The following is a 14,189-nucleotide window of genomic DNA, read 5'->3' as shown; positions in this document are numbered from 1 at the left end:
GTAATTCAAGCAGAGCTGTCGGAGCGTTGTCGCTTCTGTCGAAAGAAAAACCTACGCGTGATGAATGACAGCCCTTTGAAGCGTCCCACCCTGACCGATAAGGCCTTCGTCTTGTTTGGCGCACATTCTAGGCCTTTCTGTCGCACCTGCAACCAAAAGCCCGGCGACACAGAGTCACTGCGTGCCAACGGTCGGGGCGTGGTGCTCGGCGCACTGTCTGAAGACTTGGAGGCGTCAAGTGCACGCGAGATTCGCAAGCCGTGCACGGGCTTCTTCGACGACGGCAGCTAGGCGCGGCTCAGTCAGGCAGGTTCTTGGTCGCCGGGACGACCACCGCGAACATGTCCGCAAGCGCCGATAGGCTGGCTGTCTGAAGCTGTTCGGCCGGCACGGCCTCTCCGCCGGCGGGATTGGGAAGCGCCCGCGTCGCCGTGGCGCCTGCGACGACCGTGTTGGCGTAGCCCTTGTTGAAGGCGGATCGCGCGGTCGAGCTCACGCACATATGGGTCATGAACCCGCCATAGACGACATTGTCGACGCCGTGCTTCTTGAGCTCCCAATCGAGCTCGGTTTGCTCGAACGCGGATGGGAATCTTTTGATGATGACCGTCTCGCCGTCGATCGGAGCGACCACATCGGCGATCTGTCCGATCGGTGCGCCGACGTCATAGGGCGTCCCTTCGCCCGCATCGTGCATGATGTGGATGACGGGGCGGCCCGCCTCGCGGAACCGCCGCAGAAGTTCGGCCGCTTCTTCAAGAGCCGGCTCGACGCCCTCGAGCTGCATGACGCCCTCGCGATACGTCTGCTGGCAGTCGATCAAGACAAGCGCGCTCGTCGAAATCGGCGCAGGGTCCGGACTCATGCCGGTGAGATCGCGAAGTGTCGGGTTGGACATGCAGTTCCCTCCTACGATGCGTCGGCCGATGCGCCGATCTTCCGGCAAACATCCTAGCGCAGGCAGGCGGAAAAACAGAAGCGCCTAGACGGAGAGTGAATCCGGACTTGCCGGATCAACCGAAAATGGAACTGGAGAGATGGCGAGAGTGGTGCCGCAAGAGGGATTCGAACCCCCGACCTACGCATTACGAATGCGCCGCTCTACCGACTGAGCTATTGCGGCCCTCTGAGTGTGGCCTCGTGCTTAATGCCATTGGGCGCGCGGCGCAAGCGCGGCGCGAGGCAGAATGGGCGGTTCCGCCGTCTGGAATCCGCGTCCACAACCTTAGCGGATATGCGCCGAGCGCAGCCGTTCCAGCGAGACTTCGCTTTCGTCTTCGGTGTCGGGAGCTACGCCCGGATCGTCCGGCGCCCGCGGCGGGACGAGGATCGACGCGGGCGGCTTCTCTTCGGCGGCGCCGTCACCTGTCTTGGCAACTGACGCGGAACTGGCCTGGGTTTCGGCCTTTCCCTCAGGGGGTTCCGGCGTCTCGGGCGCCGAGGTTGTTTCGCCGGACGGGGCATCCTCGGGCTTTGCGGTGCCGGTGTCGGCGGGCTGAGGCGGAGCGGGCTGAGGCTCGGACACCGTAACCTCCTCGGCCGTACCCTCGATCACGGATGGGCCTTCGATCGGCGGTTCGCCCACGTCGGCCGGGGCTTCGTCCCGCAAGTCCGGCGCTTGCGTCGGGTGGCTTTCGCGCAGCATGGCGCTGGCATCGCGCGGCGGGCCGGTCCATTCGTCGATCTGAAGCGTCTCGTCGGGCCGGCCGATGGCGTCCGCAGGCGCTTTCCATTCGAACGCGTCCACGACGCCGGTAACCGGGGAGACCGGAAGCCAGCGGTCGGACACATAGCCATCGGCGATCCAGGCCCGGTCGCGCGGGGCGCGGAGCGCGCGGGCGAGCCATTCGCGCTCGCGGCCCTTGTCGCCGCTGCCGCCTTCGATCCGTGCCATCAAGGTGCAGATCCGGGCCGACGGCGCCTCCTCGAGGTACGGTTCCAGCACCTCGCGCGCCCGATCCCACTCCTGGGCCTCCACGGCGGCCTGGGCAATGGCGACGGTGCCTTCCACGTCGTCCGGGGTCTGCTTGGCGAGATACTCGACGCGCTTCAGGCGGTCCTTGGGCGACAGGCCGGGCTTGGCGAAGGCGTAGGCCACCGCGAGGCTGGGATGCGGCGACAGCGACCAGGTCCGCAAGATCTGCCGTGAGGCGGCGCGCACCTCGCCCTTTGACGCCAGCAGGCGGCCGGCGAGCTCAGCCGCCGGCACCAGCGACGGGGCGAGCCGCAAGGCCTCGTTCGCGAGGATCAACGCCTTGCTGGGATCGAAGGCCTCGGTCTCGCGCGCCTCGGCGGTCAGCAAGACCGCGCGGCGGCGGTTGGCGCTCTTGGAATCCACATGTCCGTTCTGGCGTGCGATCGCCAGCGTGTTCAGGGCGCGATCCCAATCGCCGGACCGGGCCTGGAGATCGAACAACGCATTGACGCCCCATGCCAGCTTCGGATTGCGGTCGACGGCCTGCTGCGCGAGGACGAGCGCGGCGCCTTCGTCGCCCGCGCGCTTGGCTTCGAGGAAGAGGCCGCGCACGCCGAGCAGTTCCGTATCGTGGTGATCGAGCATGCCCTCGAAGGTGCGCCGCGCGGCCGCGTCGTCTCCTTTGAGTTGGGCGGTCTGCGCCTTCAAGAGGGCCGTCAACGGTTCCTGCGGCAGGTTGCGCTGGGCGACGCCCGCATAGCGCTGCGCCTGAGCCCGGTCGCCGACCCCGATGGCGACGAGCCCGCGCGACAGCGCGTCGAAGCCCTGCTTCTGCTTGCGCTCGCGCATATGCGCCGCGATGGCCGACGGCCGGGTCCAGATGTAACGCAGGATGGCCAAGACCAGGATCACGGCCACGACGAAGACCGACAGGAACACGACGCCGATAAAGGCGCTGGTCTCGATCTGATACCCCAACCAGGCGACCGAGATCGTGCCCGGCCGGTCGGCAAGCCAGGCAAGTCCCAGCGCCGCCGCGATGACGAAGAGCGTGAAAAAGAGGATGCGTGTCATCGGCTATTCTGTCTCGCCTGCCGCCGGGGGGACCACAATTTCAGGGGCGCCGTCGCCGCTTGCCAAGGACACAAGTAGCGCCTCCTGCAGGCGCTGCAAGGCCGTGTTCGCGTCGAGGCGCGCTAGCGCATCGTCGATCCACGGTCCGAAGGTCTTTGCCTGCGGCCCTTTCAGCTTCTCGACTTCCATCACCGCTTCCTGGAGATCTCCGGCTTGGAGTTTCGCATCGGCCCGAGCCAGGATCGCGTCTGGACCCGTGCCGTCCGCCTCTTCGCCGATGCGCTTGACCTTGACGAGCGACTGCGCGCCTCCGAGAAGCCGTCCGAAGAGATCCTGCTCGGCTTCAGGCTGCGCTGCCAGCGCCTGCTCGCGCAGCTTGGCGAACGAGCTGGCCAGCATCGGCACGGTGGGAATGCCCGTGTGCTCGTATTCGGCCAAGTCCTCGAGGTCGTTCGTATCGGCCGACAGTGCGGTCATGGCGGCGAGTTCCGGCGCATATGGGCGCCCCGAGTTGACCGCGTCGCGCAGGCCCGAATAGGCGATCGTGAGATTGGCCTTCCTGGTTTGGGCGTTCTCCGCATCGAGCGCTTGCTCCAAAGCCGGAAGCGTCGTCTCGATCTCGTTCAAGCGCCGCTGCAGGGCCGATATCTCGGGCTTCAACTTCGAGCCCTCATCCGCGGACATCGTGGCCGCCGTCAGCGCCTTGAGCTTGGCGTCAAGAGCGGAAACTTCCGACTTCAGCGCCGCCACTGTTTTGTCGTCTGCGCCCGAGGCTTGGACCCCGGCCAAAGCCGACCGGACCTCGGTCTCAACCTTGCTCTTAATCTGGCTGTCGAGGCGCTGTTCGGCCTCCGCGACCTGACGGCTGATCGCAGCGGCGTCGCTGACCGAGCCGCCGTCCTTTGCGGCCTCGGCCATCGACTTGAGGCTTTGCTGCATCTCGGCCACTTGCGCCGCGAGTGTCTTGACCTCGGCCGGGTCGACGGCCGGCGCCGCCGCCTCACCGGATGCGGATTCGAGCGTCGCGAGCCGCGACTGCAAGGCCTCGAGAGCGGCCGCGTTGTCCGGGCTCTTCGGCGCCGACTCGAGCGCGGCGATCCTGGTCTCGATGGTGTCGATGCTTGCGTCTTGTTGCGGCGTGCCTACCGGCAAGTAGCCCCAGATCAGAGCCGCCAAGACCGCAAGGCCACCGGCGAGCCCCGCCAAGGCATGGGTGAAAAGCGCGCCGATCCAGGCGAGAAATCTGCTGCCGAACGAGCGGCCGCCGGATGCGGCTGCCGGCGCCGGCGGCACGTCGCCGGACTCTCCATCTGCGTCGCCCGGCTCACCGCCTTCGGCGCTGCCGGAGTCGGACTCGTGAACGTCCTCTTCGTGCGCCGGCGCTTCGTCAGTGCTCGCGGACCCTGCCTCGAGCGCGCCGGCCATTGTCTCTTCGGCGCTCGGCTCGACGGATACTTCCGTCGCCGTGCCCTCGATGGTCGGCCGCGGCCGCTTGTCCGACGAATCCGATCCCGTGCCCCTCTCGTCGAAGGTACCGCTCATCGCATCATGACCTCTGCGCTGTCGCCACTGTGGCCAAACTCGTTCGGCCGACTATCGAAACGGCCCATGCTTCGCGCCGAAAGAACACTCACGCACCGGACTCCACGAGCGCGATGAGATCCTCCTCACGCGCATATTGGGGAACGCGGGCTTCGACGCCCAACGTTACGACGGCTTCTGCTATCGCCTTGGACAAGCAATAGCAAACGAGTCCCTTTGCTTCTGTGACGAGACCGTAGCGTTGGATCAGTCTGGCGAAGGCGCGCGCGGTGCGTGGCGACATCAAAAGCACACCGTCGATGTCGCCGTTCTTGAGCTGCTGGACGATCTCTTCGCTCAGCTCTTCAACCGGGTGCGACCGGTAGAGAACAACCCGGCGCAACTCGAAGCCGTCTTCCTCCAGCGTGCCCTTCAGATCGAACGCGACCTTCTCCGCGCCGATATGAATCAGCGGACCGTGGTCGGGATGGACCTCCGTACAGATGATCGGCGGCAGCCCCGCGCCGGTTCCCGGGCCAATGGTCACCTCAGTGAAGCCCAACTGTCGGGCAGCCCACGCCGTCGCCTCGCCGACGGCGAAAAGCGGCAGCTGGACTGCCTTCTCGCGCTCGGGATGAGTTCCGAGCGCGCGGAGTGCATTCCGGCTCGTGATGACGATCGCTTGCGCGCCATTCAAGTTCAGCGGGACGTCTGGAAGGAACTCGATCTGAAGCAGCGGCGCCCGCACAGGCTCGTGCCCTAACGCGGTCAGCGTTTCCGCTTCCCTTGTCGCATCCGGTTCCGGCCTCGTCACGAGCAAGCGCATTCGGTCACATCACGTCATCTTGTCGAGGAACGCGGGGCCCGCCCGGCCGCGCACGTCCTCGCCGGCCCGGTGGCCGATTGCTTCTGCCTCGGCGACGGGTCCGGTCATTTCAACCTCGTGCCACTCTGCGCCGTCCGGAGAGAGAATCAACCCGCGAAACCGGATTGTGTCGCCCTCGACCGCCGCGAGCCCCGCGATTGGGGTTCGGCATGACCCATCCAACTCTGCGAGAAACGCCCGTTCGCAGGTGACGGCGGTCTCCGTGGCAGAGTCGTTCAGCGGCTGCAGCAGCGCGCGCGTCTCATCATCATCACAGCGTGTGACAACGCCGATCGCACCTTGTGCGACAGCCGGCAGCATTTCGTCGACCGAAAGCACCGACGTGGCCGCATCGGCGAGGCCGAGCCGGTCTAGGCCCGCTTTGGCCAAAAGCGTTGCATCCGCGACGCCCTCTGCGAGCTTTCGCATGCGCGTTTGAACATTGCCGCGAAAGTCAACGACGCGAACGTCCGGGCGCGCCCGTTTGACCTGAGCGCCCCGGCGCAAAGACGAGGTGCCGACAACGGCGCCGGCGGGCAGCGCCGCCAACGAGGCTGCGGAGGGACTGAGAAAGGCATCGCGCACGTCGGCGCGCGGCAGGACGGCCGCAAGACATAGCCCGTCGGGAAGCTGTGTCGGCAGGTCCTTCATGGAATGCACGGCGAGGGCGATATCCCCCCGTAGAAGGGCCTCGTCGATCTCCTTCGTGAACAGCCCCTTGCCGCCAAAGTCTGCGAGCGGCTTGTCTTGGATACGGTCACCGCTGGTCGTGATGACGCTCAACGACGCCGCGCCACGGTCGGGACCATGATGGGCGGCGAGCCTGTCGCGCACGTGCTCGGCCTGCCAGAGGGCTAGGGGGCTGCCTCGTGTACCGATGGGAAGTGATGCGGGCAAACTGCGAAAAATCCTCGCATTAACAATAGGCTGCGCGGGCGACTCACGGAGTGGGAGTACCGCATTATTGGACCGTTTCGCCAGCCCCTTCAATGTCCCCGGCCGATTGGCAAGACCTTGACGCCTCGCGGCCTCGACTGTCGCGCCGCCTGCGCGTTGCGTATAACAATGCTGCCCACTACAGGGCAGGACAACACTGGAGCGGAACGGAAGTCATGAGCGGCCTTCTCGCATTGCTCGACGACGTCGCCGCCATCGCCAAGATGGCCGCGGCGCAGGTCGACGACATCGCCGCGCATGCGGCGAAAGCCACAGGGAAGTCGGCGGGCGTGGTGGTCGACGATGCCGCCGTAACGCCGAAATACGTCACCGGTATCGCCGCTGCCCGAGAACTGCCCATGGTTGGCAGGATCGCCGCGGGGTCGATCTTCAGCAAGCTGGTGATCCTGCTGCCGGCGCTGCTCTTGCTGCAATCATTCGCGTCTTGGGTGATCGCACCGCTGCTGCTTCTCGGCGGCTGCTATCTCTGTTTCGAAGGCGCCGAGAAGATCTGGCATTGGATTCTCGGCCATCACGAGGTCGAGCGCGACACGGAGAAGCCCGTCAGTGCCGCCCATCTCGAGGAACAGCGGGTCAAGGGCGCGATCAAGACAGACTTCATCCTGTCGGCGGAGATCATGACCATCGCTTTGTCGACCATCGAGGTCGACGACCTTTGGACCCGCGCGGTGGTCTTGGCGGTCGTCGCGATCGTGTTCACCATCATGGTCTATGGCGCCGTCGCGCTGCTGGTGAAGGTCGACGATGTCGGCTTGCACATGAGCCAGGAGGCGTCGTGGAAGTTCCTTCGATCCTTCGGGCGCGGTCTTGTCGTCGCCATGCCCACGGTCCTCAACGTCATCTCGGTCGTCGGCACGATCGCCATGCTGTGGGTGGGCGGCAGCATCGTCGAGCATAGCCTTCACACGCTACACGTCTCATGGCCGCACGAGGCCACGGGCTGGGTCGTGACGGCGCTGATAGGCAACGAGGCAGGCGGTGCGCTGACCTGGATCGTGACCGCCACGGCGCATGCCGTCTTCGGCTTCCTGCTCGGATCGCTCCTGATTCCGGTCGTGACGGTACTGCTGATGCCGATCGGTGTGCTATTCCCGGAGAAATGAACCGGACCCCGCTCACGCTCCTCGGCATCGAAACGAGCTGCGATGAGACCGCCGCCGCGGTCGTGCGCCTGCGCGCGGACGGCAGCGGCGAGATTGTCGCCAACGTCGTCCGTGCCCAGCTCGACCTTCATGCCGCCTACGGCGGCGTCGTGCCGGAGATCGCCGCACGCGCTCATGTGGACTTGCTGGAGCCTGCGATCAAGCAGGCCATGGCGGAGGCCGCGCTCGACTTTGGCGACCTCGATGGGGTGGCGGCGGCCGCCGGCCCAGGCTTGATCGGTGGCGTCATTGTCGGCCTGACCACCGCGAAGGCCATCGCGCTCGGCTGCGGAAAGCCGTTCGTCGCGGTCAACCATCTGGAAGCGCATGCGCTCAGCCCCGGCCTGACGGACAATGTCCGTCCGCCGTATCTGCTCCTGCTCGTCTCGGGCGGGCACACGCAGCTGGTCGTCGTGAACGATGTAGGCTCGTACACCCGGCTCGGCACCACGCTCGATGACGCCCTCGGCGAAGCGTTCGACAAGGCCGCCAAACTGCTTGGGCTCGGCTATCCGGGCGGGCCGGACGTCGAGCGCTGGGCCGCGCGCGGGGCTCCCACCATTCCGCTGCCGCGCCCCATGATGGGGCGGCCGGAGCCGCATTTTTCGCTCGCCGGCCTCAAGACTGCATTGCGCCAGGAAGCGATGGCGCGGGCGCCGCTTAGTGAGCACGATGTCGCCGATCTTTGCGCCAGTTTTCAAGAGGCCGTCGGCGACGTGGTCCGGGACCGGGTCACGCGGGCCATGGACCTGTTCGAGGACCGGGTTTCCGCGGACACCGAGCTCACACTGGTCGCCGCAGGCGGCGTCGCCGCCAATGGGCGGCTCCGCTCCGCGCTCGGCGAGGTGGCGGCCGCACGGGGATACCGGCTGGTGGTGCCGCCCCCGGCCCTTTGCACGGACAATGCCGCCATGATCGCCTGGGCCGGGGCGCAACGGCTGGCGCGCGGCCTTACGGACGACATGGGTACGCCGGGCCGCGCGCGCTGGCCCCTCGACCCGGACGCCGCGCCGGCGCTCGGGGCGGGCGTGAAGGCCTAACGCCGTATTCGGCGTATTTGGCGCTTTTTCGTCCACGCAACCGGCGAATCTGCGCTAAAACCGGACGCCGTGACAGGCAGACAGCTTCAGACGATCGGCATTGTGGGCGGCGGCGCGTGGGGAACGGCCCTCGCCACTGTGGCGCGGCGTGCGGGCCGCGACGTGCTTCTGTGGGCGCACGAGCCCGAGACCGTGGCCGCGATCAATCAAGGCCACGCCAATCCCACCTATCTGCCCGGGGTCGATCTCGACCCGGCCATCGAAGCGACGTCACAACTGAGCGAGGTGGCGACATGCGATGCGCTTCTCATCGTGAGCCCCGCGCAGCACCTGCGCGGAATCCTCGGCGCATTGCAGCCCTATACGAGAAGCGGGCAGCCCCTCATCCTTTGCTGCAAAGGCATCGAACAGTCGACCGGCCTCCTGATGTCGCAAGTCGCCGCCGACGTGATGCCGGGCGCGACGATCGCCGTCCTGTCGGGCCCGAGCTTCGCCGCCGAGGTTGCGCGCGAACTGCCCGTGGCCGTGACCCTTGCGACCGGCGCGGAGGATCTCGGACGGGATCTCTCTCATGCACTCCGCGCGCCGGCGTTCCGCTGCTATTGGAGCGGCGACGTGCTCGGCGCGGAGATCGGTGGGGCCGTCAAGAATGTCTACGCCATCGCCTCCGGCATCGTCGTCGGGAAGGAACTCGGCAGCAGCGCGCAAGCCGGTCTCATCACCCGCAGCTTTGCCGAGATGGCGCGGTTCGGCGTCGCGATGGGCGCCGCGCTCGAAACGCTGATCGGTCTGTCGGGCCTCGGCGACCTCGTGCTCACCTGCGGCAGCGAGCAGTCGCGCAACATGTCGCTCGGTATCGCGTTGGGCCGGGGCGCCACAACAGCGGAAGTTTTGTCCGGACGCTTGTCAGTCACGGAAGGCGTCGCGACGGCGCAAGCCATGGTGGAGATCGCCAGGGCGCGCGGGATCGAGCTGCCCATTGCCGAGGCCGTCCATGCGATTGTGAGCGGCGAGATGGGTGTCGACGCCGCCATCGGCGCCCTGCTCTCTCGCCCATTGCGCCCCGAGACCGAATGACGAAACCGCGCGCCGCGCTTACGGCGCCCTGCACATTGCCGAGGGAGGCTTGAATGTATTTCGCGTTCATCTGCACCGACAAGCCGGACGGATTGCCCATCCGCAAGGCGCACCGCCCCGAACACCTGGCCTATCTGCAAGGGCTGGGGGACACGCTGAAATTTGCCGGCCCCTTCACGGCCGAGGACGGCGAGACCATGACCGGGAGCCTCGTCGTGATCGAGGCGGCCTCGCTCGCCGACGCAAAAACGATCGCCGACGGGGATCCCTTCGCCAAGGCCGGCCTGTTCGCCTCGGTCGACATCCGCCCGTGGAAATGGTCGCTCGGAAAACCAGAAGAGTAGGCGCGGAGGTCCGATGGCGTATTGGCTGATGAAGTCCGAACCCGGCACGTGGTCGTGGGAGGATCAGAAGAAGGAAGGCGCGAAGGGCGCCGAGTGGGACGGGGTGCGCAACTACCAGGCCCGCAACAATATGCGCGCCATGAAGAATGGCGACCTCGCCTTCTTCTACCACTCGATCGGCGAGAAGGCGTGCGTGGGGATCGTCAAGGTCGTTGCCGAAGCGCACCCGGACTCCACGGACACGACGGGCAAGTGGGAATGCGTCGACGTCGCCGCCGTCGAGGATCTCCCGCGGCCGGTGACGCTCGACGAGATCAAGGCCAAGCCGAAGCTCGCCGACATGGTTCTCGTCAACAACTCGCGCCTGTCCGTACAGCCGGTGACAGCGGCCGAGTGGACGGCGGTGTGTGCGCTGGCGGGCCTAAAGAATCCTCCGACGGCCTAGTGCTCTTGCCGCTTCTTCTGCGTTAAGGTCTCTCGAACGAGACAGTCGGGATGGCTGCGGGGAGGCAACATGGCATTCGCAGGTGCGAACTATTTCGCCGTCGTAGTCGCCGCGCTGGCGGGATTCGGCGTCGGCGCAATCTGGTACACGGTTTTCGGCAAGGCCTGGCTCGATGCGCTCGGCAAGACCGAAGAGGACATCAAGGGCAGCGGGGTGGCGCAAGCCATGCCCTTCGTCATCGCTCTCGTGGCCGATTTGGTGATGGCCATCATGCTTGCCGGACTGATGGGCCATCTCGGCAACGTCACGATCCGGGGCGGGCTGATCAGCGCGCTGTTCGTTTGGATCGGCTTCGTCATCACCACCATGGGCGTCAATCACGCCTTCAGCGGCGCCAGCACCAAACTGACCGCCATAGACGGCGGCCACTGGCTCGCCGTGCTCCTGGTCATGGGCGCGATCATCGGCGCCTTCGGGGTCTAGGCGAACCCTCGGAGATTTGGACGAAAGTCGGTCAGACGAAAGGATGACCAACAGCCCCTTCTCCACGGCCCTACATGGCGGCATAATGTCCCACACAAAACGCCGTTGAAGGCTACTCGCGTACTAGGGAGGTACCGGACCCATGTCCGAGCATAAGGTCTACAAACTCGACACCGTCGAAGTGTCCGACGCGTGGAAAAAACGCGCATACATCGATAACGACAAATACCTGGCGCTTTACAAAGAAAGCGTCGAGGCCCCAGACACGTTTTGGGGACGGGAAGGACAGCGCCTCGACTGGATCAAGCCGTACACGCGCGTCAAGAACTCGACCTTTGCGTATCCGGACGTCTCCATCAAATGGTTCGAGGACGGAACGCTTAACGTGTCGGCGAACTGCATCGACCGGCACCTTGCGAAGCGCGCGGACCAGACGGCCATCATCTGGGAGCCGGACGATCCCGAGACCCCGGCGCAGCACATCACCTATCGCGAGCTGCACGACAATGTCTGCCGTCTCGCCAACGTGCTCAAGGCACAAGGCGTCAAGCGCGGCGACCGCGTAACCATTTACCTTCCGATGATTCCCGCGGCGGCCTACGCCATGCTGGCCTGCGCGCGCATCGGCGCCATCCACTCCATCGTGTTCGGCGGCTTCTCGCCGGATTCTCTCGCAGGCCGCGTTGAGGACTGCAAATCAGCCGTGATCATCACCTCCGACGAGGGCCGCCGCGGCGGACGGAGCGTTCCGCTCAAGGCCAATGCCGACGCCGCCGCCGAAAAGAGCGGCCATGTCGAAAAGATTTTGGTCGTGCGTCACACGGGCGGCGATATTCCGTGGACGGAGGGCCGCGATATTTGGCTCGACGAGGCGATGGCCGAAGCCAGCCCGGATTGCCCGCCGGAGGAGATGAACGCCGAGGATCCGTTATTCATTCTGTATACGTCCGGCTCGACCGGAGCGCCGAAGGGTGTCGTTCACTGCACGGGCGGATATCTCGTCTATGCATCTATGACCCACCAGTACGTCTTCGATTATCACGATGACGACGTCTACTGGTGCACGGCGGACGTCGGCTGGGTAACCGGTCACAGCTATATCGTGTACGGACCGTTGGCCAACGGCGCGACGACCTTGATGTTTGAAGGCGTCCCGAACTTCCCGGATCCGTCGCGGTTCTGGGAGGTCGTCGACAAGCACAACGTCACCATCTTCTACACCGCGCCGACGGCCATCCGGGCCCTGATGGGTGCGGGCGAGGACTATGTGACGAAGACGAGCCGCAAGTCGCTGCGCTTGCTGGGCTCGGTGGGCGAGCCGATCAATCCGGAAGCGTGGGAGTGGTACTACCACGTCGTCGGCGAGTCCCGGTGTCCGATCGTCGACACGTGGTGGCAAACTGAGACGGGTGGCGTGCTGATCACGCCGCTGCCCGGCGCGACGAAACTGAAGCCGGGTTCGGCGACGCGTCCGTTCTTCGGTGTGCAGCCGGCCCTCGTCGACTCGGACGGCAACATGATCGAAGGACCGGGCCAGGGTAATCTCGTCATCCTCGATTCTTGGCCCGGTATGATGCGAACCGTCTATGGCGACCACAAGCGCTTCGTCGACACGTATTTCTCCGCCTACAAGGGCATGTATTTTACCGGTGACGGCTGCCGGCGCGACGAGGACGACTATTACTGGATCACCGGGCGCGTGGACGACGTGATCAACGTGTCGGGCCACCGCATGGGAACGGCGGAAGTCGAATCGGCCCTCGTGGCCCATCCCAAAGTTTCCGAGGCGGCGGCCGTGGGCTTCCCCCACGACATCAAGGGCCAGGGCATCTATTGCTACGTAACCCTGATGGCCGGTGAGCACGAGATGGATGGCCTCAAAAAGGAACTGCGCGATTGGGTCCGCAATGAGATCGGCCCCATCGCCGCTCCGGATCATATCCAGTTCGCACCGGGACTGCCCAAGACGCGCTCCGGCAAGATCATGCGGCGCATCTTGCGGAAGATCGCCGAGGACGAGTACGGCAATCTCGGTGACACCTCCACGCTGGCGGACCCGAGCGTCGTTTCTCATCTGATCGAGAACCGGCAGAACCGCCGGGTTACCTAGGGACCCAAGGGTCTAGATCGCGGGCTATGTAACGGCCGGGCTCCCATGCCCGGCCGAACCGCGCTATGACCTTCGTTGGAGCTTCGTACGGCGCGGGGCGGTTTCACGGGGATGGCGAATGGTCTGGATCATGCGGGTGCTGGTGGCGGTCGCGTTGGCCCTGGGGCTCGTGATCGTGATCGTGCTCCTGATCGGCAATGTGGGATCGGGCGACAGCGGCGGGGAAATCACGGCGCTCACTGTCGGCAGCCGGACCGTCACCGTCGATGGCCACTACGACACGCTCAGCCAGGAATCGATCGCGGACGGCGTCAAGATTATCGTGGAAGGCCACGAGATCATGGTCACCGCCGATCAACTCTCGGTGGACGGCAAGGCTCAGGTTCTGGAACCGGAAGAAAACGTCACCGTCACCGTGTCCAAGGACGGCAATATCACGGTGACGCTGGAACCTGAGAGTTAGGACTCCAGGCACGCAATTGGGGCCCCTAGGAGAGGCCCCAATCAGAGATCGACTTCGAAGCGGAGAGCGTGTCGGCCCTAGCCGGACATAACCTTCGTGAACTGGGCCAGCATCGTGTTCCAGGCATCGCGCGTATCGCGATCGAAGGACTTGTCGAGGGACCGCTCCAGCGTCCACACCAATGCGCGGGACATGGTGCGGTAGTGGCGAGCGCGAATGCCCATCTGCCGGTGACGGGTGCCGAGCAATTTGAGGGTCGGTGCAAGGCCGTCTTCATGGCCGAGCGAAATCATCGCGAGCTTGGCGCCGGCCGAGAATTTCCGGGCCTGCATCTCCACGGGACCGTCGAATTTCTTGCGAAGACCGGGATCGAGGCGGAACAGCTTCAGGAAGAAGAGCTGCGCGACAAGGTCCAGCGCGGGTTCCAGACGGAAAAAGCTATTCAGAATCAAACGCTTCTGTTCCGTCGTCAGGTTAAGTTCCTTGGACGCGGTGCTTTTTGCGCGCCGAGTGGACTTCTTGGGCGCGGCATCCGAAACGTGCAGTGCGGCAGGCATGTCGGGTTACTCCTTGAACTGAATTATCGACAGAATGCGCAAACCGGATTGATGAAGCGTTAAGGTAAGCGCGATCTTAAGTTTGAGAGCGCAGCGGGTCGGGACACGACCCCTCTTTTCGATGCCAGCTCAAGCCCTTGCACCGGAACCGTCCACTCCCAACATATGAGAAGCCGCTGATTTCCGCGGTTTTTTG

14 protein-coding genes and 1 tRNA gene are annotated in these 14,189 nt (G+C 65.2%); 8 read left to right on the top strand and 7 right to left on the bottom strand.

Annotation, left to right across the window (positions count from 1 at the left end):
* Window positions 1-298 precede the first annotated feature (298 nt).
* The 6 genes from GL4_RS01855 to hemC all read right to left on the bottom strand — a co-directional run bounded on the left by GL4_RS01855 (window position 299) and on the right by hemC (window position 6,272).
* Window positions 299-898 carry a cysteine hydrolase family protein gene (locus tag GL4_RS01855; RefSeq protein ID WP_045363927.1) on the bottom strand — a complete coding sequence of 200 codons (600 nt, stop codon included), beginning with the start codon at window positions 896-898 and terminating at the stop codon, window positions 299-301.
* Window positions 899-1,047: 149 nt separating this feature from the next.
* A tRNA-Thr gene (locus GL4_RS01850) sits at window positions 1,048-1,123 on the bottom strand.
* Between the two features lie 102 nt (window positions 1,124-1,225).
* On the bottom strand, window positions 1,226-2,989 hold the full coding sequence (locus GL4_RS01845) for a heme biosynthesis protein HemY (RefSeq protein ID WP_045363925.1): 1,764 nt from the start codon (window positions 2,987-2,989) through the stop codon (window positions 1,226-1,228).
* Between the two features lie 3 nt (window positions 2,990-2,992).
* Entirely contained in the window at window positions 2,993-4,531 is a 1,539-nt protein-coding gene (locus GL4_RS01840; protein WP_045363923.1) for a COG4223 family protein, read from the bottom strand.
* Between the two features lie 88 nt (window positions 4,532-4,619).
* Complete coding sequence (locus GL4_RS01835) at window positions 4,620-5,336, bottom strand: uroporphyrinogen-III synthase (RefSeq protein ID WP_052464044.1); 717 nt, start codon at window positions 5,334-5,336, stop codon at window positions 4,620-4,622.
* Window positions 5,337-5,345: 9 nt separating this feature from the next.
* The gene (gene hemC / locus GL4_RS01830) at window positions 5,346-6,272 is read right to left on the bottom strand and encodes a hydroxymethylbilane synthase (protein ID WP_082025404.1); all 927 of its coding nucleotides are present in this window, start codon (window positions 6,270-6,272) and stop codon (window positions 5,346-5,348) included.
* 215 nt (window positions 6,273-6,487) lie between these two features.
* On the opposite strand from hemC, the gene GL4_RS01825 reads away from it, so the two are divergent.
* From GL4_RS01825 to GL4_RS01790, 8 genes are all read left to right on the top strand, one after another.
* Window positions 6,488-7,435, top strand: a complete 948-nt coding sequence (locus GL4_RS01825; RefSeq protein ID WP_045369226.1) for a DUF808 domain-containing protein — start codon at window positions 6,488-6,490, stop codon at window positions 7,433-7,435.
* Window positions 7,432-8,514, top strand: coding sequence for a tRNA (adenosine(37)-N6)-threonylcarbamoyltransferase complex transferase subunit TsaD (tsaD, locus tag GL4_RS01820; protein ID WP_045363922.1), 1,083 nt, complete (start codon window positions 7,432-7,434; stop codon window positions 8,512-8,514). The genes GL4_RS01825 and tsaD overlap by 4 nt, the downstream gene beginning before the upstream one ends.
* Before the next feature lie 69 nt (window positions 8,515-8,583).
* A complete protein-coding gene (locus GL4_RS01815; protein ID WP_045363920.1) occupies window positions 8,584-9,591 on the top strand; it encodes an NAD(P)H-dependent glycerol-3-phosphate dehydrogenase in 1,008 nt (335 codons plus the stop codon).
* Between the two features lie 53 nt (window positions 9,592-9,644).
* A complete protein-coding gene (locus GL4_RS01810) occupies window positions 9,645-9,935 on the top strand; it encodes a YciI family protein (RefSeq protein WP_045363919.1) in 291 nt (96 codons plus the stop codon).
* Window positions 9,936-9,948: 13 nt separating this feature from the next.
* Window positions 9,949-10,380, top strand: coding sequence for an EVE domain-containing protein (locus GL4_RS01805; RefSeq protein ID WP_045363917.1), 432 nt, complete (start codon window positions 9,949-9,951; stop codon window positions 10,378-10,380).
* A 69-nt stretch (window positions 10,381-10,449) separates the two neighbouring features.
* A complete protein-coding gene (locus GL4_RS01800) occupies window positions 10,450-10,863 on the top strand; it encodes a DUF1761 domain-containing protein (protein ID WP_045363915.1) in 414 nt (137 codons plus the stop codon).
* Between the two features lie 142 nt (window positions 10,864-11,005).
* Window positions 11,006-12,973, top strand: coding sequence for an acetate--CoA ligase (gene acs / locus GL4_RS01795; RefSeq protein WP_045363913.1), 1,968 nt, complete (start codon window positions 11,006-11,008; stop codon window positions 12,971-12,973).
* Window positions 12,974-13,091: 118 nt separating this feature from the next.
* Window positions 13,092-13,436 carry a hypothetical protein gene (locus GL4_RS01790; RefSeq protein WP_045363911.1) on the top strand — a complete coding sequence of 115 codons (345 nt, stop codon included), beginning with the start codon at window positions 13,092-13,094 and terminating at the stop codon, window positions 13,434-13,436.
* A 77-nt stretch (window positions 13,437-13,513) separates the two neighbouring features.
* On the opposite strand, the gene GL4_RS01785 is transcribed toward GL4_RS01790, so the two are convergent.
* Window positions 13,514-13,993, bottom strand: coding sequence for a globin domain-containing protein (locus GL4_RS01785; protein WP_045363907.1), 480 nt, complete (start codon window positions 13,991-13,993; stop codon window positions 13,514-13,516).
* Window positions 13,994-14,189: the final 196 nt, after the last annotated feature.

This window comes from Methyloceanibacter caenitepidi (genome assembly GCF_000828475.1).
Taxonomy (GTDB): Bacteria; Pseudomonadota; Alphaproteobacteria; order Rhizobiales; family Methyloligellaceae; genus Methyloceanibacter; species Methyloceanibacter caenitepidi.
This window is presented reverse-complemented; position numbering and strand designations above follow the sequence as displayed.